20 protein-coding genes and 1 pseudogene are annotated in these 22,678 nt (G+C 65.1%); 17 read left to right on the top strand and 4 right to left on the bottom strand.

The genetic code is table 11. From position 1 onward, the window contains the following. Positions 1–3 precede the first annotated feature (3 nt). Both GPA25_RS04955 and GPA25_RS04950 read left to right on the top strand, forming a co-directional pair. Positions 4–1,446 carry an aldehyde dehydrogenase family protein gene (locus tag GPA25_RS04955; RefSeq protein WP_169259245.1) on the top strand — a complete coding sequence of 481 codons (1,443 nt, stop codon included), beginning with the start codon at positions 4–6 and terminating at the stop codon, positions 1,444–1,446. 31 nt (positions 1,447–1,477) lie between these two features. Beyond that, positions 1,478–2,407 carry a SphA family protein gene (locus GPA25_RS04950; protein ID WP_169259244.1) on the top strand — a complete coding sequence of 310 codons (930 nt, stop codon included), beginning with the start codon at positions 1,478–1,480 and terminating at the stop codon, positions 2,405–2,407. 48 nt (positions 2,408–2,455) lie between these two features. Here GPA25_RS04950 and GPA25_RS04945 read toward each other — a convergent pair whose 3' ends face one another. Both GPA25_RS04945 and GPA25_RS04940 read right to left on the bottom strand, forming a co-directional pair. Further along, on the bottom strand, positions 2,456–2,908 hold the full coding sequence (locus tag GPA25_RS04945) for an OsmC family protein (protein WP_169259243.1): 453 nt from the start codon (positions 2,906–2,908) through the stop codon (positions 2,456–2,458). 105 nt (positions 2,909–3,013) lie between these two features. Then, on the bottom strand, positions 3,014–3,475 hold the full coding sequence (locus GPA25_RS04940) for a MarR family winged helix-turn-helix transcriptional regulator (protein WP_169259242.1): 462 nt from the start codon (positions 3,473–3,475) through the stop codon (positions 3,014–3,016). A 170-nt stretch (positions 3,476–3,645) separates the two neighbouring features. On the opposite strand from GPA25_RS04940, the gene GPA25_RS04935 reads away from it, so the two are divergent. The 3 genes and pseudogenes from GPA25_RS04935 to GPA25_RS04925 form a co-directional block, all read left to right on the top strand. Further along, the gene (locus GPA25_RS04935) at positions 3,646–5,373 is read left to right on the top strand and encodes a 2-oxoacid:acceptor oxidoreductase subunit alpha (RefSeq protein ID WP_169259241.1); all 1,728 of its coding nucleotides are present in this window, start codon (positions 3,646–3,648) and stop codon (positions 5,371–5,373) included. 2 nt (positions 5,374–5,375) lie between these two features. Beyond that, complete coding sequence (locus GPA25_RS04930) at positions 5,376–6,215, top strand: 2-oxoacid:ferredoxin oxidoreductase subunit beta (protein ID WP_169259240.1); 840 nt, start codon at positions 5,376–5,378, stop codon at positions 6,213–6,215. An 88-nt stretch (positions 6,216–6,303) separates the two neighbouring features. After that, positions 6,304–6,480, top strand: a pseudogene (locus tag GPA25_RS04925) (YfhL family 4Fe-4S dicluster ferredoxin); the annotation flags it as partial. 46 nt (positions 6,481–6,526) lie between these two features. Here the strand turns inward: GPA25_RS04925 and paaX are convergent. Further along, positions 6,527–7,483, bottom strand: coding sequence for a phenylacetic acid degradation operon negative regulatory protein PaaX (gene paaX, locus GPA25_RS04920; RefSeq protein ID WP_169259238.1), 957 nt, complete (start codon positions 7,481–7,483; stop codon positions 6,527–6,529). A 310-nt stretch (positions 7,484–7,793) separates the two neighbouring features. Here paaX and fdhD point away from each other — a divergent pair, with 310 nt between their 5' ends. The 12 genes from fdhD to GPA25_RS04860 all read left to right on the top strand — a co-directional run bounded on the left by fdhD (position 7,794) and on the right by GPA25_RS04860 (position 21,741). Next, on the top strand, positions 7,794–8,591 hold the full coding sequence (gene fdhD / locus GPA25_RS04915; protein ID WP_343034838.1) for a formate dehydrogenase accessory sulfurtransferase FdhD: 798 nt from the start codon (positions 7,794–7,796) through the stop codon (positions 8,589–8,591). A 13-nt stretch (positions 8,592–8,604) separates the two neighbouring features. Beyond that, positions 8,605–11,358 carry a molybdopterin-dependent oxidoreductase gene (locus tag GPA25_RS04910; protein ID WP_169259236.1) on the top strand — a complete coding sequence of 918 codons (2,754 nt, stop codon included), beginning with the start codon at positions 8,605–8,607 and terminating at the stop codon, positions 11,356–11,358. Further along, positions 11,355–12,002 (top strand): 4Fe-4S dicluster domain-containing protein, encoded by a 648-nt coding sequence (locus GPA25_RS04905; RefSeq protein WP_169259235.1) that lies wholly within the window; start codon positions 11,355–11,357, stop codon positions 12,000–12,002. Before GPA25_RS04910 ends, GPA25_RS04905 begins: the two co-directional genes overlap by 4 nt. A gap of 8 nt (positions 12,003–12,010) precedes the next feature. Further along, entirely contained in the window at positions 12,011–12,922 is a 912-nt protein-coding gene (locus GPA25_RS04900; RefSeq protein WP_169259234.1) for a DmsC/YnfH family molybdoenzyme membrane anchor subunit, read from the top strand. A 90-nt stretch (positions 12,923–13,012) separates the two neighbouring features. Next, positions 13,013–13,585 (top strand): NADH-dependent phenylglyoxylate dehydrogenase subunit gamma, encoded by a 573-nt coding sequence (gene padE, locus GPA25_RS04895; RefSeq protein WP_169259233.1) that lies wholly within the window; start codon positions 13,013–13,015, stop codon positions 13,583–13,585. Continuing rightward, the gene (padF, locus tag GPA25_RS04890; RefSeq protein WP_169259232.1) at positions 13,582–13,881 is read left to right on the top strand and encodes an NADH-dependent phenylglyoxylate dehydrogenase subunit delta; all 300 of its coding nucleotides are present in this window, start codon (positions 13,582–13,584) and stop codon (positions 13,879–13,881) included. The genes padE and padF overlap by 4 nt, the downstream gene beginning before the upstream one ends. After that, positions 13,878–15,128 (top strand): NADH-dependent phenylglyoxylate dehydrogenase subunit alpha, encoded by a 1,251-nt coding sequence (padG, locus tag GPA25_RS04885; protein WP_169259231.1) that lies wholly within the window; start codon positions 13,878–13,880, stop codon positions 15,126–15,128. Before padF ends, padG begins: the two co-directional genes overlap by 4 nt. Positions 15,129–15,151: 23 nt before the next feature. Next, the gene (gene padH / locus GPA25_RS04880; RefSeq protein ID WP_169259230.1) at positions 15,152–16,405 is read left to right on the top strand and encodes an NADH-dependent phenylglyoxylate dehydrogenase subunit epsilon; all 1,254 of its coding nucleotides are present in this window, start codon (positions 15,152–15,154) and stop codon (positions 16,403–16,405) included. 23 nt (positions 16,406–16,428) lie between these two features. Then, the gene (padI, locus tag GPA25_RS04875; protein ID WP_169259263.1) at positions 16,429–17,775 is read left to right on the top strand and encodes an NADH-dependent phenylglyoxylate dehydrogenase subunit beta; all 1,347 of its coding nucleotides are present in this window, start codon (positions 16,429–16,431) and stop codon (positions 17,773–17,775) included. Further along, positions 17,765–19,120, top strand: coding sequence for a phenylacetate--CoA ligase PaaK (gene paaK, locus GPA25_RS04870; RefSeq protein WP_211162947.1), 1,356 nt, complete (start codon positions 17,765–17,767; stop codon positions 19,118–19,120). The genes padI and paaK overlap by 11 nt, the downstream gene beginning before the upstream one ends. A 67-nt stretch (positions 19,121–19,187) precedes the next feature. Continuing rightward, entirely contained in the window at positions 19,188–21,272 is a 2,085-nt protein-coding gene (locus tag GPA25_RS04865) for a CoA-binding protein (RefSeq protein WP_169259229.1), read from the top strand. A 61-nt stretch (positions 21,273–21,333) separates the two neighbouring features. After that, the gene (locus GPA25_RS04860; RefSeq protein ID WP_169259228.1) at positions 21,334–21,741 is read left to right on the top strand and encodes a thioesterase family protein; all 408 of its coding nucleotides are present in this window, start codon (positions 21,334–21,336) and stop codon (positions 21,739–21,741) included. Positions 21,742–21,832: 91 nt separating this feature from the next. Here GPA25_RS04860 and trhA read toward each other — a convergent pair whose 3' ends face one another. After that, entirely contained in the window at positions 21,833–22,450 is a 618-nt protein-coding gene (gene trhA / locus GPA25_RS04855) for a PAQR family membrane homeostasis protein TrhA (protein WP_169259227.1), read from the bottom strand. Between the last annotated feature and the right edge of the window lie 228 nt (positions 22,451–22,678).

The raw sequence follows: 22,678 nt of genomic DNA, 5'->3' as shown, positions 1-22,678 counted from the left end.
AGCATGAAGGAATACAAGCTGTTCATCGACGGCGAGTGGGTCGGCTCGTCGAACGAGACCATTCTCGACGACATCAATCCGGCGACCGGCGAGGTGTTCGGTCGCGTGCACCAGGCGTCGGCCGACGATCTCGAACGTGCCATTGCCGCGGCCTACCGGGCGCGCGAGAGCTGGGGCAACACGCTGGCGAACGAGCGCGAGGCGATCCTGCTGCGTGCCGCCGACGTGCTGGAGAAGCGCATTCCGGAAGTCGCCGACGTGCTGATGGACGAAGCCGGGTCGACTTTCGGCAAGGCGATGTTCGAGGCGTCCTTCGTTGTGAACCTGTTGCGCAGCGCAGCTGGCGAATGCCGGCGCATCACCGGGGAAACGCTGCCGTCCGACAGCCCCGGCGTGTTCTCGATGAGCGTGCGCCGGCCGCTGGGCGTGATCGCGGGTATCGCGCCGTTCAACTTCCCCTTCCTGCTGGCGATGAAGAAGGTCGCGCTGGCACTCGCCGCCGGCAACACCTTCATCCTGAAGCCGGCGAGCTATACGCCGGTCACCGGACTCAAGATCGCCGAGATCTTCGAGGCCGCGGGCCTGCCGAAAGGCGTGCTCAACGTCGTGCCGGTGCAGGGCTCGGTGCTCGGCAACACCTTCGTCGCCGACCCGCGCATCCGCATGATCACCTTCACCGGTTCGACCGAGGTCGGCAGGGAACTGTCGGCCGAAGCCGGCAAGCACTTCAAGCGCATCACGCTGGAACTCGGGGGAAAAAGCCCGCTGATCGTGCTGAAGGATGCCGATGTCGATTACGCGGTGAATGCGGCGGCCTTCGGCATCTTCCTGCACCAGGGGCAGGTGTGCATGGCCAACTCGCGCCTGATCGTGGAGGCGCCGATTTTCGACGCGTTCTGCGACAAGCTCGTTACGAAGGTCCGTAGCTTCCAGGTCGGCAACCCGCGCGACCCGAAAACCGTAATCGGCCCGCTGATCGACCGCAAGCAGTGCGGCGTGCTCGACCGCCACGTTGCCGACGCGGTCGCAAAGGGCGCGAAGCTGCTGACCGGCGGCAAGAGTGACGGCGCCTTCTACCAGCCGACGATCCTCGGCGGGGTGACGCCCGACATGCTGGTGTTCCGCGAGGAAAGCTTCGGTCCGGCGGTGTCGGTGATCCGTGCGGCGGACAGCGAGGCCGCGCTCAGGCTCGCGAACGACTCGTGTTACGGCCTGTCGTCGGGCCTCATCACCAACGACCTGCAGAAGGCCTTCGACCTCTCGCTGCGACTCGAGGCCGGGATGGTGCACGTCAATGACTCGTCGATCATGGACGAGCCGCATGTGCCCTTTGGTGGCGTCAAGGACAGCGGCGTCGGGCGCGAGGGCGGGCATCACTCGATGGACGAGATGACCGAACTGAAGTGGATCACCGTGCAGCTGGGTCAGCGGCAATTCCCGTTCTGAAGCGCGACGAATTGAATATCAGGGAGCACCTATGAAAATCAGACGGATCACCGTTGCCGTGGCGCTGGCGGGGCTGCTCGCCGGCAATGCGCTGGCGAAAGAGGGCGGCGACCAGTACCCGAACGGCGCGGAAAGCTGGCTCGCCGGTGCGGTACCGCCGCCGGGCAACTACTTTCTGAACTACTTCGGCCACTACGGCGGCAAGCTGCGCGACGGCGATGGCGACAAGGTGCCGGGCGCCGAGGTTGATGCATGGTTCGACGCGATGCGCTTCATCAAGATGACGGACACCAAGATCCTCGGGGGCGACTGGGGCATGCACCTGATCGTGCCGGTGGTGCATCAGAAGGTGAAGCTCGGCGGCGACAGCAAGACCGTGACCGGCCTTGGCGACATCACCTTCAACCCGGTCATCATCGCGTGGCACACGCCGAACCTGCACTGGACCGTCGCGCTCGACTTCAATCTGCCGACCGGCAAGTACAAGTCCGGCGACCCGCGCCAGAGCATCGGCACGAACTACTGGAGCGTCGAGCCGATCTTCGCGATGACCTGGATGTCCGACTCCGGTTGGGAGGTGTCGGGCAAGTTCATGTACAACATCAAGCGCAAGAACAAGGACTTCCGCCTGGCGCCGGGCATGCCGAAGATGGACTACGAGTCCGGTGACGACTTCCACATGGACTACGTGGTCGGCAAGCACTTCGGGCCGTGGGCAGTGGGCCTCGCGGGTTATTACCTTAAGCAGACGACCAACGACAAGCTCGAAGGCGACACGCTGCCGGCGATCGACGGGCTGTGGTCAAGGGGGCGCAAGGGCGAGGTGTTCGCGATCGGCCCGAGTCTGAGCTATACGAACAAGAACGGCACGATGTTCATCGCGCAGTGGCACCACGAAACGGAAGCCGAGAACCGTTTCCGTGGCGACAAGGCGTGGTTCAAGCTGGTGTTGCCGTTCTGAACGACAGTCCCGGCGCGGCAACGCTGCGCGCCGGGAGTGCTCGCTGAGTCAGGCCGTTCCGAGGTCGAGGCTGACTTCGGCCGTCAGCGAATTGGCGATGAAACAGCGTTTGTGCGCGCTGGCGTGAATCTGCGCGAGGGTATCGGCATCGGGCTGCTTGCCCTGGCCGAAGGTGACGCGCGGCGCGAGCACGATGCGCGTGATGGCGAGGCCCTTGTCGGTCTTCTCGAGATGCCCTACCGGGTGATCGGTGTAGTGCTCGACGGGGAAGCCCTTCAGCTCGGCGATCGCCAGGAAGAACAGCATGTGGCAACTTGCCAGCGCGCTGACCACCATCTGTTCGGGATCAGCGCATTGCGGGTCGCCCTTGAAATCGGCCGACGCCGACATGGCGATTTTCTGCCCGGCGCCCAGGGTGGCGACGTGATTGCGCGAATAGGTGGTCGCATCGCCAGGATTGACTGCGCGTGTCCACTCGATGGTTGATGCATGTGCTGACATCTCGGGTTCTCCCGGAAATGAGGTTTTAGCCGGTGGATTTTGCCGGCCGGTGCATTGACGAAGTCACCACGCCATGACGTGGCAGGCCGCGGGCGGCGCGGGCGCTCAGCGGTGTTCGGGAAATATCTTCTGCAACAGCGTCACGAGCGTGCCGCGCTCTTCTTCCGTCAGGTGCTCCACCAGACGCTTCTCGTGATCGACGACGCGGCGCTTGAGCTTCTTGAGCAGCGCTGCGCCGTCGGCGGTCAGCACCAGCGAATTGGAGCGCCGGTCGTTCTCGGCGGCGCGGCGTTCGACCAGGCTGCGGCGTTCCAGGTTGTCGATCACGGAAACTACCGTCGAGCGGTCGAGGTGTGCGGCGCGCGCGAGTTCGGTCTGCTTGAGGCCGGCGTTGGCTTCGATGATGACGAGGATGCCGAACAGGCCGGGCGTGACGTCGTACTCGCCAAGCGCTTCGGAGAAGTCGCGAAAGATCGCGATCTGCGCCAGTCGCAGCTGGTAGCCGGCCAGCCCCGGAAGCATGCCGTAGTCGAGGCCTTTCTTTTCAGTCGATTTTTTTTGCGTCATGGAATATCTGCGGTAATACAAAACGTTGGGTGTCCCAAGTATGCCGGTCAAACGATGATAAAAATAGTGGAAGACAAATCATTTGACAGGAAGCAAATGCGTTGCTAGATTTCGTCCATCGAGGCGCGTGAGATGCGCGCCAATTCCAGTCGGTAAAGACGGAGGGGCGGATGAGCGGGCAAACGGTTTCACTGGTGATTGCGGGCAACGGCGGAGCGGGGGTAGTGACCGCCGGCAGTCTGTTGCTGGAGGCTGCGGCCAAGTCGGGCTGGTACGCGTACATGACCCGCTCGTCGGGGCCGCAGATTCGCGGCGGCGAGGCGGCAGTGATGATCCGCCTGGGGACCGAGCCGGTTTCGTCGCATGACGACCGTTTCCATTTCCTTGTCGCCATCGATTGGCAGAACCTCAATCGCTTCGCGGCGGAAATCCCGCTGGGCCCCGACAGCTTGCTGATCGGCGACCCGGGCGAGGGCGAGGCGCCCGAATCCATCGTGCGCATGGGTGCGCAGCGTGTCGATCTGCCGATGAAGGCGCTCGCCAAGGGTGTTCCGGGTGGACGTCCGAACATGATCGCGTTCGGTGCGATCGCGGCGATGATCGGTCTGACCGAAGACGTGGTGCTGGAAGTGCTGCGCGATAACCTCAAGCGCAAGGGCGAGGACGCGATCGCTGCAAGCATCGCGGCCTTCCGCGCCGGTGTCGAGGCGGCGGCGACTTTCCCGGCGGTGCCGAGGCTGGCGGCGACGAAGGCCGGTAGCAGCGAGCGCTGGAGCATCACCGGCAACGAGGCAACCGGCATGGGTGCGCTGCGTGGCGGCGTGCGTTTCGTCGCGGCCTATCCGATCACGCCGGCAACCGAGGTGCTGGAATGGCTGGCGCCGGCGTTGCCGAAAGTCGGTGGCGTGCTGGTGCAGGCCGAGGACGAATTGGCGTCGATCAACCAGATCATCGGCGGCTCGTACGGTGGTGTGCCGTCGCTGACGGCGACCTCGGGCCCGGGTCTGGCGCTGATGACGGAGTCGCTCGGTCTCGCAGTGGCGGCGGAAGTGCCGATCGTGGTGGTGGATGTGATGCGCGTCGGGCCTTCGACCGGCATTGCGACCAAGTCCGAGCAAAGCGACCTGAATATCGCGGTATATGGCCTGCACGGCGATGCGCCGCACCTGGTGCTGGCGCCGACCTCGGTTGCCGACTGCCTGTTTACGACCCAGTGGGCGGTGCATCTCGCGGAGATGCTGCAGACACCGGCAATCGTGCTGACCGACCAGGCGATGGGGCAGGCGCGCGCGGTGATTTCGCGCTCGGCCGCGATCGCCTTCATGGGCCAGCGCGAGAAGCCGGCGGCGCTGGAGGCGGGTGTGCAGTACAAGCGCTACGCGAACACGCCGTCGGGGGTGTCGCCGATGGCGGTGCCCGGCATGGCGGGGTTTACGTATACGGCGGATGGACTGGAGCACAACGAGACCGGCACGCCGTCGTCGCAGGCGTCCGACCACCAGGCGCAACTCGACAAGCGGCTGCGCAAGCTCACCGGCTACAACTACGGCGACCACTGGGCCGACATCAGTGGCGACGAGGATGCGGATACCGCGATCGTGACCTGGGGGTCGAGTGCGGGACCGGCGCGCGAAGCGCTGGAGCGCCTGCGCAGCGAAGGGCGTGCCGTGAAGCTCGTCGCCGTGCGGCTGATCTCGCCGGTGCAGCCCGAGAAGTTCGAACGTGCACTGGCTGGCGTGAGTCGGATCCTGGTCGTCGAGCAGTCGCACAGCGGGCAGTTTTATCGCTATCTGCGTGCGCAGTACGACCTGCCGCGCCAGGTCAAGGCACTGCATCAACCCGGACCGCTGTCGGTTCGTCCCGGCGCCATCGTCGAACAAATCACCCAGTGGAGCTGATCATGGACACCTGTGTAAAGCAGCGGGAATACACCGCAAAGGACTACAAGTCGGACGTGAAGCCGATCTGGTGCCCCGGATGTGGCGATTTTTCGGTGCTCGCGGCGATCACGCGGGCGCTGGCAACGATGAACCTGCCGCCGGAGGACGTGGCGGTGGTGTCCGGCATCGGCTGCTCGTCGCGTATCCCGGCCTACACCAGCGTGTATGGCTTCCATGGCGTGCATGGACGCGCGCTGCCGGTGGCGACCGGGCTCAAGATCGCGCGCCCCGACCTGACGGTGCTGGTCACCGGCGGCGACGGCGACGGCTTCTCGATTGGCGGGAATCACTTTCTGCACGCCTGCCGGCGCAACGTCGACCTGACCTATATCGTCATGGACAACCAGGTGTACGGGATGACCAAGGGGCAGGCGTCGCCGACCACGTCGCCGGACTGGGACGGCAGCAAGCTGACGCCTGACGGCGCCGGCATCAACCCCTTCCACCCGCTGGTGGTGGCGCTCGCGGCCGGTGCAAACTTCATCGCGCGTTGTTCGAGCAGCGATCCGAACAACGTCGCCGACATGATCGCGCAGGCGATCCGGCACCCGGGCTTCTCGCTGGTGCATGTGCTGAGCCCATGCGTGACCTTCCGCCCCGAACAGGCCGAGTGGAAGCATCAGGTGCGTACCGCGGTGGTGGATGTGACCGATGACCCCGCCCGCGCCGCACGTCGCTTGATGACCGACGACGGCTTCAACGTCGGCAAGGTGCTTTACAAGGGCAGTCGCGCACCGTACCGGCCCGAAGCCAAGGGCAATGTGCCGGTGGCCGAACTGGAAGCCGATTTCGCGCTGTGACGGCGATCAGCGCGGGGTGCGGCTCCGTCGGGCGCACCCCCAACCCCATCAGAGTCAATCATTCCTAAAACAAAGAGGAGATCAAGTAATGGCGCTGCAAATCATCGACGACTGCATCAGCTGTGACGTGTGCGTGCCGGAATGCCCGAACGATGCGATTGCGTCGGGGGACGAGATGTTCATCATCGACGCCGGCAAATGCACGGAATGCGAAGGCCACTACGACACGCCGCAGTGCAAGGAGGTCTGTCCGGTCGATGCCATCGTGCCGCGGGCGGCCTGAGTCACCGCTGTAGTGCAGACCTTGCGGTTCAGCCCGCAGTCAGTTCCGGCGCGGCGGATTCGCGCTCGAGTCCGCCGAAGCGCTGGTAGAAATACGGCGCCGCGGCGGGCAACGCGCCGCTCGGCGTCTCGCAGACTGCCATCAGGTGCTGTTGCGACAGGCGATAGGTGAGTCGGTAGATATCGCCGCACAGCGCGCGTGCCGCGGCGCCGCTCCAGTCGCTCGGCATGAGTTGCGTCGGCAGCTTGGGGTCGTGCAGCAGCGCACGGCGGAACTCGTGCATGGTCAGCGTCTGCACGAGAAAACATTGCTCGGGATCGAGGTTGCGCGTGCCGCGCAAGGAGCGCAACACCGGGCGCATGCGCTCGGAAAATTCGCGATATGCGGCCTCGATGGCTTCGAGGTTCCAGCATTCGCGCGCGAAATCCTGTAGTGGCTGGTTCGACAGTACGCCGATGTTGCGGGCGCTCATCGACACCACCTTGTCCTGCGTTTCGGTGTCCTGAAGGATTTCGATCAGCGTTGCGGTGTCGGACGAGGGGTGCGCCAGCACGCCCGGCGCGACACTGCCATAGCCTGCCCATGAGAGCTCCTTGCGCAGCGTGTCGCGTTGCGGCGAGGAGAGTGTCGAGGGCAGCAGCACCATCTGCCATTCACCGTTCCAGGTGTCCTGCGGCGCGTCGTAGATGCGTCGGTAGGCGTGCTCGAAGCGCCGCCGGCCGGATGCCGTCAGGCTGTAATAGCTCTTGCGCCCGATCTGTTCCGACTGCAGCCAGGTGTCCTGCGACAGGCGATACACGCTGGTGCGCACCATGCGCTCGTTGAGCCCCAGCGGCTCGACCAGCCGGATGAAGCTGCCGAGCCACACCGTGCCGCCGTGCGGCGCGATGAAGTCACCATAAATCGTGATGATGAGCGAGTTGGCACGGACCCGATGCTCGGCCAGGTAGTCGCTGATCCACTGCTCGATGAAACGGCTTTTCATTGTTCTGACACCGTTTTTGTGCGCCCGGGCAAGCCGGCGTTTGTGTTGGAGAGGGGTTGTGATCCGATTCTAACGCCATGTCCCAAGCTTGCGAAACGATGCCGGCCGGCGCAGGCGCGGAGTTCCGGCATGGTACTCGCGTGAAGATTGATGTAGGTCAAACAATTGAATTAAATGTGATACAAAAACATTGACTATTGACCTAGTAATTTGTATCGTTAGTCCAAGACATCGTGGTTGGCGTGCCGGACTCCGGCGGACCCGATGAAACCGGTTGGCGAGGTGGGCGATGCAACACGGTGCGGCTTCAGTGGCAGATGCACACGGCAGGTACGGCGTGGATCGATGGGTGGGTAGCGGCACCACCCACACCGAGGACATGGTGGCCGAAGAGGTCCCGGTGGCCTTGGTGTACAACGGCTTCTCGCACGCGGTGATGATGAGCACCCCGCAGGATCTGGAAGACTTCGCGGTCGGCTTCAGCCTGAGCGAAGGCATCGTCGGGGATGCGCGCGAGATCTACGACATCGAAGTGGTCGAGCATGCCCACGGCAGGGAAGTGCAGATGCACCTCGCCGGCGAGCGTTTCGCCGGGATGCGTGAGCGGCGCCGCGCGATGACGGGGCGCACCGGCTGTGGCATCTGTGGTGTCGAGAGTCTCGATCAGATGGCTTGTCGGCCGATCGCGACGATCGGCGTCTCCGGCGCACTCGAGGCGGGCGCGCTGCTGCGTGCACAGTCCGAACTTCAGACCATGCAGCACCTGTTCCACCTGACGGGCGCGGTCCATGCAGCGGCCTGGTGCCGTTTTGACGGCGCGGTCGAACTGGTACGTGAGGACGTCGGCCGGCACAACGCACTCGACAAGCTGATCGGTGCAGTCGCCGCACAGCGCAAATCCTTCGGCGACGGCTTCGTGTTGATGACCAGTCGCGCGAGCTACGAAATCGTGCAGAAGGCGGCCGCGGTCGGTATCGCGGTCGTTGCCGCAGTCTCCGCGCCGACCGGCATGGCGGTGCGGGTGGCGCAGGCGGCCGGTGTCACGCTGATCGGTTTCACGCGCGGCGAACGGCACAGCGTGTATTCGCACCCCGAACGTGTTCATTGAGGCAGGGGAGAACATGTCAGTTACCAAGCCGCAAACCGTCAAGAAAATTCCGACCTACTGTTACAACTGCGTTGCCGGTCCGGACTTCATGACCGTCAAGGTCGTCGATGGCGTCGCGACGGAAGTCGAGCCGAATTTCGCCGCCGAGGATATGCATCCGGCGCGCGGCCGCGTGTGCGTGAAGGCCTATGGTCTGGTGCAGAAGACCTACAACCCGCACCGCGTGCTGCAGCCGATGAAGCGCACCAATCCGAAGAAGGGGCGCGATGAGGATCCGGGGTTCGTGCCGATTTCTTGGGACGAGGCGCTGGACATGCTGGCGGAGAAGCTTGCCGCAACGCGTGCGAAGGGCTTGCTGGACGAATCGGGCCTGCCGCGCGTCGCGGCGACCTTCGGCCACGGTGGCACGCCCGGCATGTATATGGGCACCTTCCCGGCTTTCCTTGCCGCGTGGGGGGCGATCGATTACAGCTTCGGCTCCGGTCAGGGCGTCAAGTGCGTGCATTCCGAGCACTTGTACGGTGAATTCTGGCACCGCGCTTTCACCGTCGCCGCGGATACGCCGAATGCGCGCTATGTGATCTCGATCGGCTCCAACGTTGAAGCCTCCGGCGGCCCGTGTGCGGTGACGCGTCACGCCGACGCGCGCGTTCGCGGTTACAAGCGTGTGCAGGTCGAGCCGCATCTGTCGGTCACCGGTGCCTGTTCGGCCGAATGGGTGCCGATCCGGCCCAAGACCGACCCCGCCTTCATGTTTGCGCTGATCCACGTGCTGGTGTGCGAACAGGGGCTGGACAAGCTCGACGTGCCCTTCCTGCGCGACCGCAGCTCGTCGCCGTATCTGGTCGGGCCGGACGGGTTGTACCTGCGCGACGCCGAAAGCGCCAAGCCGCTGCTGTGGGACGAGGCGAGTGGCCGCGCGGTGCCCTTCGACACCCCGGGCGCGGTGCCGGCGGTGGCGGGGCGCTTCCGCGTCAGCGGCGCGATCAGCATCGATGCCGATGACGCGCGTCAGACGCTGGGCGAGGTCGAGGCGGTGACCGCTTACACCAAGCTCGTCGACCACATTCGCAAGTACACGCCGGAATGGGCCGCGGGGATCTGTGATGTACCGGCCGAGACGATCCGCCGCATTGCCAACGAATACCTGGAAAACGCCGGTATCGGCGAGACCATCGAGATCGACGGCCAGACGCTGGCGCTGCGTCCGGTCGCGGTGACCCTGGGCAAGTCGGTCAACAACGGCTGGGGCGCGTTCGAATGCTGCTGGGCGCGCACGCTGCTCGCGGTGCTGGTGGGCGCGCTCGAAAACCCGGGCGGCACGCTCGGCACGACGGTGCGCCTGAACCGTCCGCACGACGACCGCCACCAGAGCGTGAAGGCCGGCGAAGACGGTTTCATGTCGCAGCACTTCAACGCGACCGACAAGGCGCACTGGGCGGCCCAGCCGACGGGGCGCAACATCCACAAGACCCTCGTGCCGATCGTCGGCAACAGCGCATGGAGCCAGGCGCTCGGCCCGACGCAATTGGCGTGGATGTTCCAGCGCGAACTGCCGAGCGACTGGTCGATGCCGGCGCCGACGCTGCCGGACGTGTGGTTCGTCTATCGCTCGAACCCGGCGATCTCGTTCTGGGAAACCGGGGCACTGGTCAAGACGATTGCGACCTTCCCCTTCACCGTGTGCTTCGCCTACACGGTCGACGAGACCAACTACCTCGCCGACCTGTTGCTGCCCGAGGCGACCGATCTCGAATCGGTGCAGATGATCAAGGTTGGCGGTACCAAGTTCGTCGAACAGTTCTGGGAGCACCGCGGCGTCGTGCTGCGTCAGCCGGCGGTCGAGCCGCAGGGCGATACGCGCGACTTCACGTGGATCAGCACCCAGCTCGCCAAGCGCACCGGCTTGCTCGAAGCCTATAACAACGCGCTGAACCGGGGTGCCGGCGGCGGCTCGCCGCTGAAGGCGGCAAACTACGATTACAGCCTCGATCCGGCGCAGGAGCATGGTGTCGAGGAGATCTGGGACGCGGTGTGCCGCGCGTCGTCGGCACACCTGTCGGACGGGCGGGAAACCCACGACCTGGAATGGTTCAAGGAGCACGGTTTCTACACCGTACCGATGTCGAAGCTCGACTGGTATCTGACGCCGACGCTGGAAAAACAGGGTCTGCGCTACGAGATGCCCTACCAGGAGCGCCTGCTGCGCATCGGTCGCGAACTCGGCAACCGCCTGCACGAGCAGAAGATGCACTGGTGGGACGAGCAGCTCTCCGAATACGCCGCGCTGCCTGAATGGCACGATGTGCCGGGCCGCTGGACGCAGCAACTCGTCAATGCCGGCGCCAAGCCCGAGGATTTCCCGCTGTGGCTGCTGGCGACCAAGAGCATGCAGTACCACACCGGCGGCAACGCGAGCATCGCGCTGATGCGCGAAGTCGCGCAGAACGTGCGCGGCCACACCGGCGTGATCATCAACGCGAAGACCGCGAAGAGCCTCGGCATCGCCGACGGCGACCGCATCGAGGTGCGCTCGCACATTGGCGCGACCTACGGTGACGCGGTGCTGGCACAGGGCGTGCGCCCGGACACGCTGGTGATCCTCGGGCAGTTCGATCACTGGGCGACGCCGTTCGCCAAGGACTTCGGCATGCCGAGCCTGAATACCATTGCGCCGATGTCGATGGAGCTCACCGATGCGACCGGTTCGGGCTCGGATATCGTCCGCGTCGCGGTACGCAAGGTCGCTCGCAAGGAGGCTGTATGACCCGCTACGTGATGGCGATCGATCTGCGCCGCTGCGTCGGCTGCCAGACTTGTACCGCTGCATGCAAGAACGCCAACGCGACGCCCCCGGGCGTGCAGTGGCGCCGTGTGCTGGACATGGAAACCGGCGAATTTCCGGACGTGCGCCGCAGTTTCGTGCCGGTCGCCTGCATGCATTGCAACAACCCGCCGTGCGAGGAAGTGTGCCCGACGAGCGCGACGAAGAAGCGCGCCGACGGCCTGGTGACCATCGACTACGACGTCTGTATCGGCTGTGCGAACTGCGTGATGGCCTGCCCCTACGAGGCGCGCTCGATCGTGCACGACGTGCGTTTCGCCTACGGCGACAAGCCGATCGCGTCCGAAGCGGTGCGCTTCGACCCGGCACGTATTGCGGTATCGATGAAATGTACTTTCTGTGTCGAGCGCATCGACCTCGCGGCGCAGACGGGCCAGATCCCCGGCCGCGACCCGGAAGTCACGCCGGCCTGCGTCAATTCCTGCATTTCCGGTGCGATGGCCTTTGGTGACATCGACGACCCGGACAGCAAGGTCAGCCGGCTGCTCGCAGAGACGCAGCATTTCCGCATGCACGAGGAACTCGGCACCGAACCGAGCGTGTATTACATCTGGGACAAGGGGTGAAAGCGGACATGAAAGCCAAAAACCTCAAGCCCGGTGACCGTTTGGCTCCCCGGCAGCAACACAACTGGGACTGGCGCGCGGCGTCGAACTTCATTGCTGGCGGGGCAGGCGGCGGACTGCTGTTCTGCGCCGCATTCGCGAGCCTGTGGGGCACCGACGTTCGCGCACTGCTGCTCGGCGGCATGGCGCTGATCGGTGCGGGGCTGACCTGCGTGTGGTTCGAGATCGGCCGGCCGTGGCGTGCGCTGAATGTCTATCGCCACCTCGCGACGTCGTGGATGACGCGCGAAGCGGCGGTTGCGCCGCTGGTGTTTATCTGTGGCGGGCTCGCACTGCTCACCGGGCACAGCATATTCGTGCTGCTGACAGGCTTGTTCGGCGCCGCCTTCGTCTACGCACAGGCACGCATTCTGTCTGCCGACAAGGGGATCCCGGCCTGGCGCCATCCGCGCTGCCTGCCGATGCTGGTTGCGACCGGCTTCGCGGAAGGCGCGGCGCTGGTGGCAGTGGCGTCGCCGTTCGTGATCACGAGCGCGGCGGGCCAGATCGGGGTCGCCGCCGTGACGCTCCTGCTGCTGCTGATTCGCGTCCTGCTGTGGCGCAGCTACCTCGCCGGCCTGCGCGCCGACGGGGCGCCGGACGGTAGCCTGCGCGCGCTGGCGGTGGTCGACGGGCAGTTCCTGATGTTTGGCAACCTGCTTCCGGCTGCATTGCTGCTGCTTGCGGCGCTCGGCGCTCCGCTGGTTGGCGTGGCGCTGATTCCGGCCGGATTGATCGCGGTCGGTGGCGGTTGGTTGCTCAAATACACGCTGGTGCGGCGCGCGGCCTTCACTCAGGGATTCGCGCTGAAGCATTTGCCGGTGCGCGGTCGCGGCACGGCGGGGGCAGCGGTGAAGCCCGGCTGGGGCGGGGCCAACTGACACAGCACGAATAGCAATACCGATAGCACCCGAAGCAAACAACAAGGCGGGGCCAGGCAGCCCCGTCCCTGCGACGCAGGAGGAGACGAGATGTACGAAGTGCGATTCCATGGCCGGGGCGGCCAGGGTTCGGTGATGGCGTCCGGCATTCTTGCGGCGGCGCTGGTCGAGGAGGGCAAGTACGCGGTGTCGATCCCGTCATTCGGGTTCGAACGTCGTGGCGCGCCGGTCGTCTCCTTTCTGCGCGCAAGCGACCGTGAAATCCGCCAGCTCACCAATATCTATCACCCCGACTGCATCATCTGCGTCGACCCGACGCTGACCAAGTCGGTCGACATCTTTGCCGGCCTCAAGCCCGGCGGCGCGCTGGTGCAGGCGACGCACCGGTCCCTCGAGGAGCTGGCGCTTCCCGACACCGTCGCCACCGTCGGCCTGTGCGATGCGGTGCGCATCGCGCTGGACATCTTCAAGCGGCCGATCACCAACACGCTGATGCTCGGCGCTTTCGCGCGCACGACCGGTATCGTGTCGCTCGATGCGCTGAAGCGCGCACTCGAAGACTCCGAATTCCGCGATGCCGGTCTTGTGCAGAACATGACCGCGCTCGAACGCGGCTACGCCGAAACCGTCGTGCATCAGATCGAAAGGAGGGCCGCGGCATGAGCCGGCATCACAGCTATCCGCTGTTCAACCTCGAGCAGGCGAACGTCCCGGACGATCTCTGTCCGGTCGCCACCGTCGTCAGCCCGATGCTGCCGGGCGACTGGCGCAGCATGCGGCCGGTGGTCGATCGCGACAAATGCGTCAAATGCGCGGTGTGCTGGCTGTACTGCCCGGTGCAGTGCGTCGAGGAACACGCCGCGTGGTTCGACTTCAACCTCAAGACCTGCAAGGGCTGCGGCATCTGCGCCAACGAATGCCCGCAACGGGCGATCACGATGATAGAGGAAGCCCAATGAGCACCGCGACCCTGGAAAAGCCGGCGACCGCGGACGCCGCACGCAAGCCGAAAGTCATTCTCTGCGAAGGCAACGAGGCCGCCGCGCTGGGTGTCGCGTTGGCGCGCCCCGACATGGTCGCGGTCTATCCGATCACGCCGCAGTCCTCGCTTGTCGAACACGTCGCCAAGCTGATCGCCGACGGCCGCATGGATGCCGACATCGTCGACGCGGAGGGCGAGCATTCGGTGCTATCCGTGCTGCAGGGTGGAGCACTCGCCGGTGCACGTACCTACACCGCGACCTGCGGCCCCGGCCTCGCCTTCATGTTCGAGCCGTATTTCCGCACCACGGGCATGCGGCTGCCGATCGTGATGTCGATCGTCACGCGCGACGGCATCACGCCGCAGTGCGTGTGGGGCGGGCATCAGGATGCGATGACGGTGCGCGAAGTCGGCTGGGTGCAGATCTACTGCGAATCCGTGCAGGAAGTGCTCGACACCACCGTGATGGCCTTCCGCATCGCCGAAGACCACGACGTGATGCTGCCGGTGAATATCTGCCTCGACGGAAACTATCTTTCCTACGGTACGTCGCGCGTCGAGCTGCCCGACCAGGCCGATGTGGATGCCTTCATGGGGCCGAAGGACGTCAACTGGCACGTCGCGCTCGATCCGCTGCGCCCGATGGCGGTCGATCCGCTGACCGGTGGCTCCGGAGGAAAAGGGCCGTCGACCTTCGTGCGCTATCGCAAGAGCCAGTGTCGCGGCATGCAGAACGCGCTGAGCGTGATAACAAAAGTGCACGAGGAATGGGCGCAACGCATCGGTCGCAGCTATGCGCCGCTGGTCGAGGAATACCGCCTCGACGACGCCGACTTCGCGATCATGACCCTCGGCAGTATGACCGGCGCCGCGAAGGATGCGGTCGACGAGGCCCGTGAGGCCGGCAAGAAGGTCGGCCTCATCAAGATCAAGACCTTCAGCCCCTTCCCGATCGACGCGCTGCTGCAGGCATTCCGCAAGATCCGCGCGCTCGGCGTCGTCGACCGTTCGGTGGGTTTCCGCTGGAACTGCGGGCCGATGTACCAGGAAACGATGGGCGTGCTGTACCGACTCGGGCGCCAGCTACCGTCGATGAGCTTCATCGGCGGGCTGGCCGGCGCGGATCTGACGATTCCGCATTTCCACCGCGTCATCGAGGAGACGGAAGCGCTGCTCACGGGGCCGATGCCTTCAGAACCTGTCTGGTTGAACGAGAAGGATTGAGGGCCGCGACCATGGATCAAGCAATGGAACAAACCAAATACCTGATCGTCGGCAGCAGCCACGCGGCGCTCGAAGCGGTGTCCGCGATCCGCATGCACGACCCCGAGGGCAGCCTCACCGTCGTCACGCGCGACGCGCATCTGCCGTATTCGCCGACCGTGCTGCCCTACGTCGTATCCGGCAAGTCCGCGCCCGAGCGCATCTTCCTGCGTGATGACGATTTTTTCGCGCGCAACAAGGTGAGCTACCGGCCCAAGGCCGCGCTCGCCGCGCTGCACGCCGACTCGAACACCGCCGAACTCGCCGACGGCTCGCACCTGGCGTATGAAAAGCTGCTGCTCGCCACCGGTGCCTCGCCGGCGATCCCGCCGATCCCCGGCATCGACACCGTCTCCTACCACGTGCTGCGCACCCTCGACGACGCGCTGAAGCTGCGCGACGCGATCGCCAAATCGAAACAGGCGGTCGTGCTCGGTGCCGGCCTCGTCGGTATGCACGCGGCGGAAAATCTCGTGAAAGCCGGCGCCAGCGTGACCATCGTCGAGATGAGCGACCAGCTCACCGCCGGCTATTTCGACAAGGTCGCCGCGCAGATGATCGAGCAGGCCTTCATCGACAACGGCGCGAAGATCATGACCGGCAACCGCGTCGTGCGCCTCGAGCCGTCGCCGGTCGGCGCGAAACTGACGCTGGAAAACGGCACCACGCTCGAAGCCGACCTGTTGCTCGTCGCCACCGGCGTGAAGCCCGAAATGGCCTACCTTAACGGCAGCGGCGTCGAGCACGGGCAGGGCATCCTCGTCGATGACCGCATGCAGACCAGCGTTGCCAACGTCTGGGCCGCGGGCGACTGCGCGCAGGCACGCGGTTTCTTCACCGATACCCAAGTGATGAACGCGATCCTGCCCGATGCGACGGTGCAGGGCCGCGTCGCCGGCATGGCGATGGCAGGCGATCCGGGCATCAAGGAATACCCCGGCGGCGTGCCGCTCAACACCTACCACTTCTTCGGTCGCCACGCGATTTCGGTCGGCAGCAGCAAGGTTCCCGAAGGTGGCGAGGTCGTCACGCGCTTCGATGAAAAAACCGGCCGCTACCTCAAGGCGATTTTCCAGGATGGCCGTCTCACCGGCATTTTCGGCGTCAATGAGTTCTTCGACGGCGGCGTGATGTGCCAGCTGATCCTGCGGCGCATCGACCTCACCGACGTCAAGGAACGCCTGCTGGCGAATCCGCTGGCGGTCGGCCGCGAAATCATGTCGAAGACCTGGCGTTAAGCGCCCGGACCAAGGAGCAGATGATGGTACGAGCTTTCAACACCATTGCCTTCGACGCCGCCAAGTGCGACGGCTGCGGCGATTGCATGGTCGCCTGTGCGCAGGCCAAGACCGGCACCGACGACATTGCGCGTTCGCGCATCCAGATCGTCGGTCGTGAAAAGGATTTCGAACTGGCGCTGTGCCGCCAGTGCGCCGATCCGAAATGCGTCACCGTGTGCCCGGCGGGCGCACTGGGCAAGGACGGCGAGACCGGCGTGATCGGCTGGGACGCCAGCAAGTGCGTCGACTGCCTGTTGTGCACGGTCGGCTGTGCCTACGCCGGCATCGCGCTCGACGAGGTCTCCGGCCACGTGTCGAAGTGCGACACCTGCGACGGCAACCCCGCCTGCGTGCCGGCCTGTCCGCACGGCGCGCTGAAATACATCACCACCGCGAACATCTACAACGAGGTCGGCGACTGGGAAGACCTCTTCGCGCCGGGCCTCGCCGGCTGCCAAGGCTGCAACACCGAGTTGCTGATGCGCCACACGCTGCGTCGCGTCGGCCCGGACACGGTGCTCGCAACGCCGCCGGGCTGTGTGCCGGGCATGGGCTCGGTCGGCTTCAACGGCACGACCGGCACCAAGGTGCCGGTGTTCCACCCGCTGCTGACCAACACCGCCGCGATGCTCGCCGGCATCAAGCGCCAGTACAAGCGCGTCGGGCGGGAGATCAACGCGTTGGCGATCGCCGGTGACGGCGGCGCCTCCGACGTCGGCTTCCAGTCGCTGTCCGGCGCGGCCGAGCGCGGCGAACAGATGCTCTTCATGGTCGTCGATAACGAGGGCTACATGAACACCGGCATGCAGCGTTCCAGCTGCACGCCCTACGGCGCCTGGACCTCGACGACGCCAGTCGGCGCGGGCTGCTCGGCGGGCATGCCGTCGCAGGGCAAGACGCAGGACGCGAAGAACCTGCCGCTGATCATGGTCAACCACCGCTGCGCCTACGTCGCGACGGCCTCGACCGCGTACATGGAGGATCTCTACGAGAAACTCGACAAGGCGCTGCTGGCGTCGAAAACCGGCTTCGCCTACCTCCACGTGTATTCGCCCTGTACCACCGGCTGGCGTTTCCCGACCCACCAGAACATGGAAGTCGCGCGCAAGGCGGTCGAGACCAATTTCGTGATGCTGTGGGAGTTCACGCCCCAGAAAGGCTTGCGCTTCACGAAGCCGGTCGACGATCCGTTGCCGGTTACCGAGTACCTCAAGGTGATGGGGCGTTTCCGTCACCTCAGCGAGGATCAGATCACGCATATCCAGGGCAAGGTCGTGGAGAACGCGAAGTTCGTTCAACGTTTTTCGGAGCAGGCGCATGGCGGCTAGACAGGGTTGGGAAGCGGGGCAGGCCCCGGCGGGTGATATGCTGGAACCGATCGAGAAGGCCAGCCGCGACGAACTCGCGGCGCTCCAGCTCGAACGCCTCAAGTGGTCGCTGCAACACGCCTACGACAACGTCGCGCATTACCGCGCCGCTTTCGATGCGGCCGGCGTCCATCCATCGGACGTCAAGGAACTGTCCGATCTCGCGCGTTTCCCCTTCACCAGCAAGAAGGAACTGCGCGACAACTACCCCTACGGGATGTTCGCGGTGCCGATGAGCGAGATCGTGCGCATCCACGCCTCGTCCGGCACCACCGGCCTGCCGACGGTCGTGGGCTATACGAAGAACGACATCGCGATGTGGGCGGGCGTGATGGGCCGTTCGCTGCGTGCGGCCGGCGGCACGCGCAACGACATCATCCTCAACTCCTACGGCTACGGCCTGTTTACCGGCGGCCTCGGCGCACACTACGGCGGCGAGCACCTCGGTGCGACGATGATCCCGATGGGCGGCGGCAACACCGAGAAGCAGGTGCAGCTGATCCGTGAATTCCAGCCGACGATGATCATGGCCACGCCATCCTACATGCTGACGATCGCCGACGAACTGCAGAACATGGGCATCGACCCGGCGTCCACGTCGCTGCGCGTCGGTGTGTTCGGCGCCGAGCCGTGGACCAACGAAATGCGCCGCGAAATCGAGACACGCCTCGGCATCGACGCCATCGACATCTACGGCCTGTCGGAGGTCATCGGCCCGGGTGTCGCCTGCGAATGCATCGAAACCAAGGACGGCCCGCACATCTGGGAAGACCACTTCTACCCCGAGATCATCGACCCGGTGACCGGCGAAGTGCTGCCTGACGGCACGCCCGGCGAACTGGTATTCACCTCGCTGACCAAGGAGGCGCTGCCGATCGTGCGCTACCGCACGCGCGACCTCACCGTGCTGCTGCCGGGCACCGCGCGCACGATGCGGCGCATCGGCAAGATCACCGGCCGCAGCGACGACATGCTCATCATCCGTGGCGTCAACGTCTTCCCGACGCAGATCGAGGAAATCATCCTGCGCCACGAAAGCCTGTGCGGCCACTATCAGCTGCACATCACGCGGCCGAATCACATGGACGAACTCACGGTGCTCGCGGAGTTGCGCAGCGATCTGTCGGACGTCCTCAACGAAAGCCAGCGTGCGGCGATCGCGACCACGGTGCGCCACGAGATCAAGAGCGGTGTCGGCGTCAGTGCCGACGTGTATGTGCTGGAGACCGGGCGTATCGAACGTACCCAGGTCGGCAAGGCGAAACGGGTCATCGACAAGCGCCCGAAGGGCGCGCCGGCATCCTGACGCGCCACGTCGGAAAACAACTAACCGGCCACCGCGCAACGTGTGTGGCGCAATCGGAGACAGTGCAGTGAACGATCGATCGACCATCAATCCGGGGGCGGCGGTGAATGCCGTCACCGGCGAGTTGTTCAAGCAGGCCGTGGCGGAGGGGCGCGACAGTCTCAATCAGGCGGAACTCGAACGCTTCGTTGCGAGTTTCGGCGCGGCATTGACCGACGGCGTACCCGGCGGCGTCGACCTGCGCATCGAGCTGAACAACACCCGCGAATTCGGCATGGTGCTCAGCGCCGGCCTCGGCGGCCTCGACGCGGCGCTCGATCGCGCCAATTTCCGCAAGGACCGCGCAAGCGTTACCGCGGCCGTCGAACTGACCGACGCCGCCGACTTCCTCGGGCTGTTCCGTCGCACGCTTGCGTACCAGAAGATGGCGGCCATTGCCCAACGCGACGGCCGTCGGCCACCCGATCAGGTGCTGGAATTCTGCTTTGGCGTGATGCTCGGCCTCGGCCACGAATACTCGGCGCAGAATCCGCAGGCCGAATTCGTGCTGCGCAGTCTCCAACTCGACGCGGTGCAGTTCGCCAAGAAGCCCACCGTCGGCGCCGCGCGCTGCGAGTTCGGCGTTCCGGTCGCCGGCCGCCTGCCGCGCCCCGTGCACAAGATCGACAAACTGATCCACCCCCGCTCGATCGGCATCATCGGCGTGTCCGCCACCAGCATGAACTTCGGCCGCATCATCCTGAAGAACCTGATGGGCAGCGGTTACCCGAAGGAAAAGCTGACGATCCTGCGCCCCGGCGAGAGCGAAATCGACGGCGTGCGCTGCGTGGACGGCCTCAAGGCACTCGACCACAATCTCGACCTGCTGATCGTCGCGGTCGCCGCCGATGCGGTGTACGACCTCGTCGACGAGATCATCGAAACCGACGCCGTCGAATCCGTGATGCTGATCCCCGGCAGCCTCGGCGAAACGCAGAAGAGCCGCGAACCCGCCGCAGCGCTCGCCGCCCGCATCAACGCCGCGCACGGCAGACCCGGCGGCGGGCCGGTCTTCCTCGGCGCGAACTGCCTCGGCGTCGTGTCGCATCCGGGCGGCTACGACTCCTGGTTCATCCCGCTCGAACGCCTGCCCAAGCCGCAGAAGAAGGTCGAACGCAATTCGGTGATGCTGAGCCAGAGCGGCGCCTTCATGATCACGCGCCTCTCCCAGAATCCGTGGCTCGACCCGCGTTACATGCTCGCGCTCGGCAATCAGACCGACCTCACACATGGCGACATGCTCGCCTATTTCGGTGAGCTCCCCGAGATCGAAACGCTCGGCGTCTACATCGAAGGCTTCAAGGACGGCGACGGCCTCGATTTCGCCAAAGCGGTGCGCAAGGCCGTGCTCAATGGCAAGCAGGTCGTCGTCTACAAATCCGGTCGCACCGAGGCCGGCGCCGGTGGCGTGATGGGTCACACCGCGTCGATCGCCGGCGACCCCGTGCTGTTCGACGCCGTGCTGCGCCAGGCCGGCGCGATCGTCGCCGAAGACTTCAACAGCTTCGACGATCTCTTCTACATCGCCGGCGCGTTGCATCACAAGCAAGTAGGAAAACGCCTCGGCGCGATCAGTGGCGCCGGCTTCGAAGCCGTCGGCATGGCCGATTCGATCGTGTCGGAAACGTTCTCGCTGGAAATGGGCGAACTTGAACCCGCCACCGTCCAGCGCGTGCAGGAAATCCTCGCCGCCAAGCGCCTCGATGCGCTGGTCGAAGTGCGCAACCCCATCGACATCAACCCCGGCGCGGACGACGAAGCGCACCTGCAGATCACCGAAGCCTTCCTCGACGATCCGAACATCGACGCCGTCGTCGTCGGCCTCGACCCGACCGCACCGTCAATCCGCGGACTCGAAGCGAGCAAATTGCGCCCCGGCTACGACTTGTCGGACCCGAAGGGCACCGTGCACATCTACCCGCCGCTCGCCGCGAAGAGCGACAAGCCGGTCATCGGCATCGTCGACGGCGGCGTGCTCTACGATGCGATGGCCGCGCGCCTGATGGACCAGGGCGTGTGCGTATTCCGCAACTGCGGCCGCGGCACTCGCGCGCTCGCACGCTACGTCGAGGCTCGCCTCAACGCCGACGCAATCCGCCAGCGCGCCAAATAAGCGAAATCGACACGAACCCGGCGCCGGCCCAGTCCGGCGCCAAAACCAAGGAGACTGCAACATGAGCGAACTCAAGGCCGGCCTGACATCGACCCGCCGCTACGACATCGACAAGGGCCGCACCATCGGCTTCATGGGCGACGACTGCCGCGTCTATTCGACGCCTTCGCTGCTCTACGACATCGAAGTCGTGTGCCGCGACCTGCTGCTGGAACACATCGAAGCCGGCAAGGACTCCGTCGGCACCCGCGTCGAACTCGACCACGTCGGCGCCACCTTGCTGGGCATGTGGATCGAGATTACCGTCACCGTCACCGAGGTTAACGGGCCCGCCGTCACCTTCGAATTCAGCGCTCGCGACGCCCTCGAAGAAGTCGCCCGCGGCAAACACAGCCGCTTCGTCGTCGGCGCGGAAAAAACCGCTCAGCGGCTGAAGGCGAAGCTGGAAAAGGCGCTGGCAAGCGCCTGAGTTACCGTATCTGTGGCCAAGCCGGCAGCTTTCACGGGCTGCCGGCACGACTGCAAGGCGGCTCCTCCGGCATCTCGACGCCCTGCGCGGCTTACAGCACGTAACGCAGGATCGCAACGTAGTGGGCCGCACTACCCGCGATCACGAACAGGTGCCAGATGCCATGAGCGTGCCTGAGGCGCGTGTCGAGTGCATAGAAAACGATGCCGAGCGTATAGAACAGCCCGCCGGCCACGACCCAGGCGAAACCCGCCGGCCCCAGCACCCGCAGTAGCGGGACCAGGGCGGCCAGGGCTACCCAGCCCATTACCACGTAGATCACGACCGACAGTATTCGCGCTCCGCCCCTCGGCCTCAGCTCCTGCAGGCTGCCGAGCACTGCGAGTCCCCACACCGCTCCAAGCAGCGACCAGCCCCACGGGCCACGCAGTGTCACCAGGCAGAACGGGGTGTACGTCCCGGCGATGAGCAGATAGATGCTGTGATGGTCCAGCTCGCGCAGGATGTCTTTGGCCCGCCCGCGCAGGCTGTGGTACGCCGCGGAGAAACTGTAGAGCAATACCAGCGTCGCGCCGTAGACCGAGACGCTCACGACCTTCCACGGGTCGCCATCCTGCGCGGCGAGTACGATGAGCACGACGGTGCCAGCTAGCGCCAGCATGGCCCCGACGAGATGCGTCAGCGCGTTGAACTTCTCTCCGTAATACATTGGCTTGGGCGTACCTCCGTCGATCGCCCGGTCCACCAAGAGCAGGCCCTGCAGCGGTCGTTCGGCGGACTGGGATCCCTCTCGGGCCAATCATAGCGCGCAGAAGCGGCTCTCGCGGCTTCCCTTGTAACGACCTGAAATCGTTGCTCATGGCCGAAATCGATCCCTCACACCGTAACAGGCCGCATGACGCACGTTGTCGTACCTATCGGGCTATGCATGGTCCGT

It is taken from the genome of Aromatoleum diolicum, assembly GCF_012910955.1.
In the GTDB taxonomy this organism is placed as follows: Bacteria; Pseudomonadota; Gammaproteobacteria; order Burkholderiales; family Rhodocyclaceae; genus Aromatoleum; species Aromatoleum diolicum.
This window is presented reverse-complemented; position numbering and strand designations above follow the sequence as displayed.

Excerpts from the sequence above, each read along its gene's own strand:
- GPA25_RS04955 (WP_169259245.1), top strand. The coding sequence starts at position 4 with ATGAAGGAATACAAGCTGTTCATCGACGGCGAGTGGGTCGGCTCGTCG.
- GPA25_RS04950 (WP_169259244.1), top strand. The coding sequence starts at position 1,478 with ATGAAAATCAGACGGATCACCGTTGCCGTGGCGCTGGCGGGGCTGCTC.
- GPA25_RS04945 (WP_169259243.1), bottom strand. The coding sequence starts at position 2,908 with ATGTCAGCACATGCATCAACCATCGAGTGGACACGCGCAGTCAATCCT.
- GPA25_RS04940 (WP_169259242.1), bottom strand. The coding sequence starts at position 3,475 with ATGACGCAAAAAAAATCGACTGAAAAGAAAGGCCTCGACTACGGCATG.
- GPA25_RS04935 (WP_169259241.1), top strand. The coding sequence starts at position 3,646 with ATGAGCGGGCAAACGGTTTCACTGGTGATTGCGGGCAACGGCGGAGCG.
- GPA25_RS04930 (WP_169259240.1), top strand. The coding sequence starts at position 5,376 with ATGGACACCTGTGTAAAGCAGCGGGAATACACCGCAAAGGACTACAAG.
- paaX (WP_169259238.1), bottom strand. The coding sequence starts at position 7,483 with ATGAAAAGCCGTTTCATCGAGCAGTGGATCAGCGACTACCTGGCCGAG.
- GPA25_RS04910 (WP_169259236.1), top strand. The coding sequence starts at position 8,605 with ATGTCAGTTACCAAGCCGCAAACCGTCAAGAAAATTCCGACCTACTGT.
- GPA25_RS04905 (WP_169259235.1), top strand. The coding sequence starts at position 11,355 with ATGACCCGCTACGTGATGGCGATCGATCTGCGCCGCTGCGTCGGCTGC.
- GPA25_RS04900 (WP_169259234.1), top strand. The coding sequence starts at position 12,011 with ATGAAAGCCAAAAACCTCAAGCCCGGTGACCGTTTGGCTCCCCGGCAG.
- padE (WP_169259233.1), top strand. The coding sequence starts at position 13,013 with ATGTACGAAGTGCGATTCCATGGCCGGGGCGGCCAGGGTTCGGTGATG.
- padF (WP_169259232.1), top strand. The coding sequence starts at position 13,582 with ATGAGCCGGCATCACAGCTATCCGCTGTTCAACCTCGAGCAGGCGAAC.
- padG (WP_169259231.1), top strand. The coding sequence starts at position 13,878 with ATGAGCACCGCGACCCTGGAAAAGCCGGCGACCGCGGACGCCGCACGC.
- padH (WP_169259230.1), top strand. The coding sequence starts at position 15,152 with ATGGAACAAACCAAATACCTGATCGTCGGCAGCAGCCACGCGGCGCTC.
- padI (WP_169259263.1), top strand. The coding sequence starts at position 16,429 with ATGGTACGAGCTTTCAACACCATTGCCTTCGACGCCGCCAAGTGCGAC.
- paaK (WP_211162947.1), top strand. The coding sequence starts at position 17,765 with ATGGCGGCTAGACAGGGTTGGGAAGCGGGGCAGGCCCCGGCGGGTGAT.
- GPA25_RS04860 (WP_169259228.1), top strand. The coding sequence starts at position 21,334 with ATGAGCGAACTCAAGGCCGGCCTGACATCGACCCGCCGCTACGACATC.
- trhA (WP_169259227.1), bottom strand. The coding sequence starts at position 22,450 with ATGTATTACGGAGAGAAGTTCAACGCGCTGACGCATCTCGTCGGGGCC.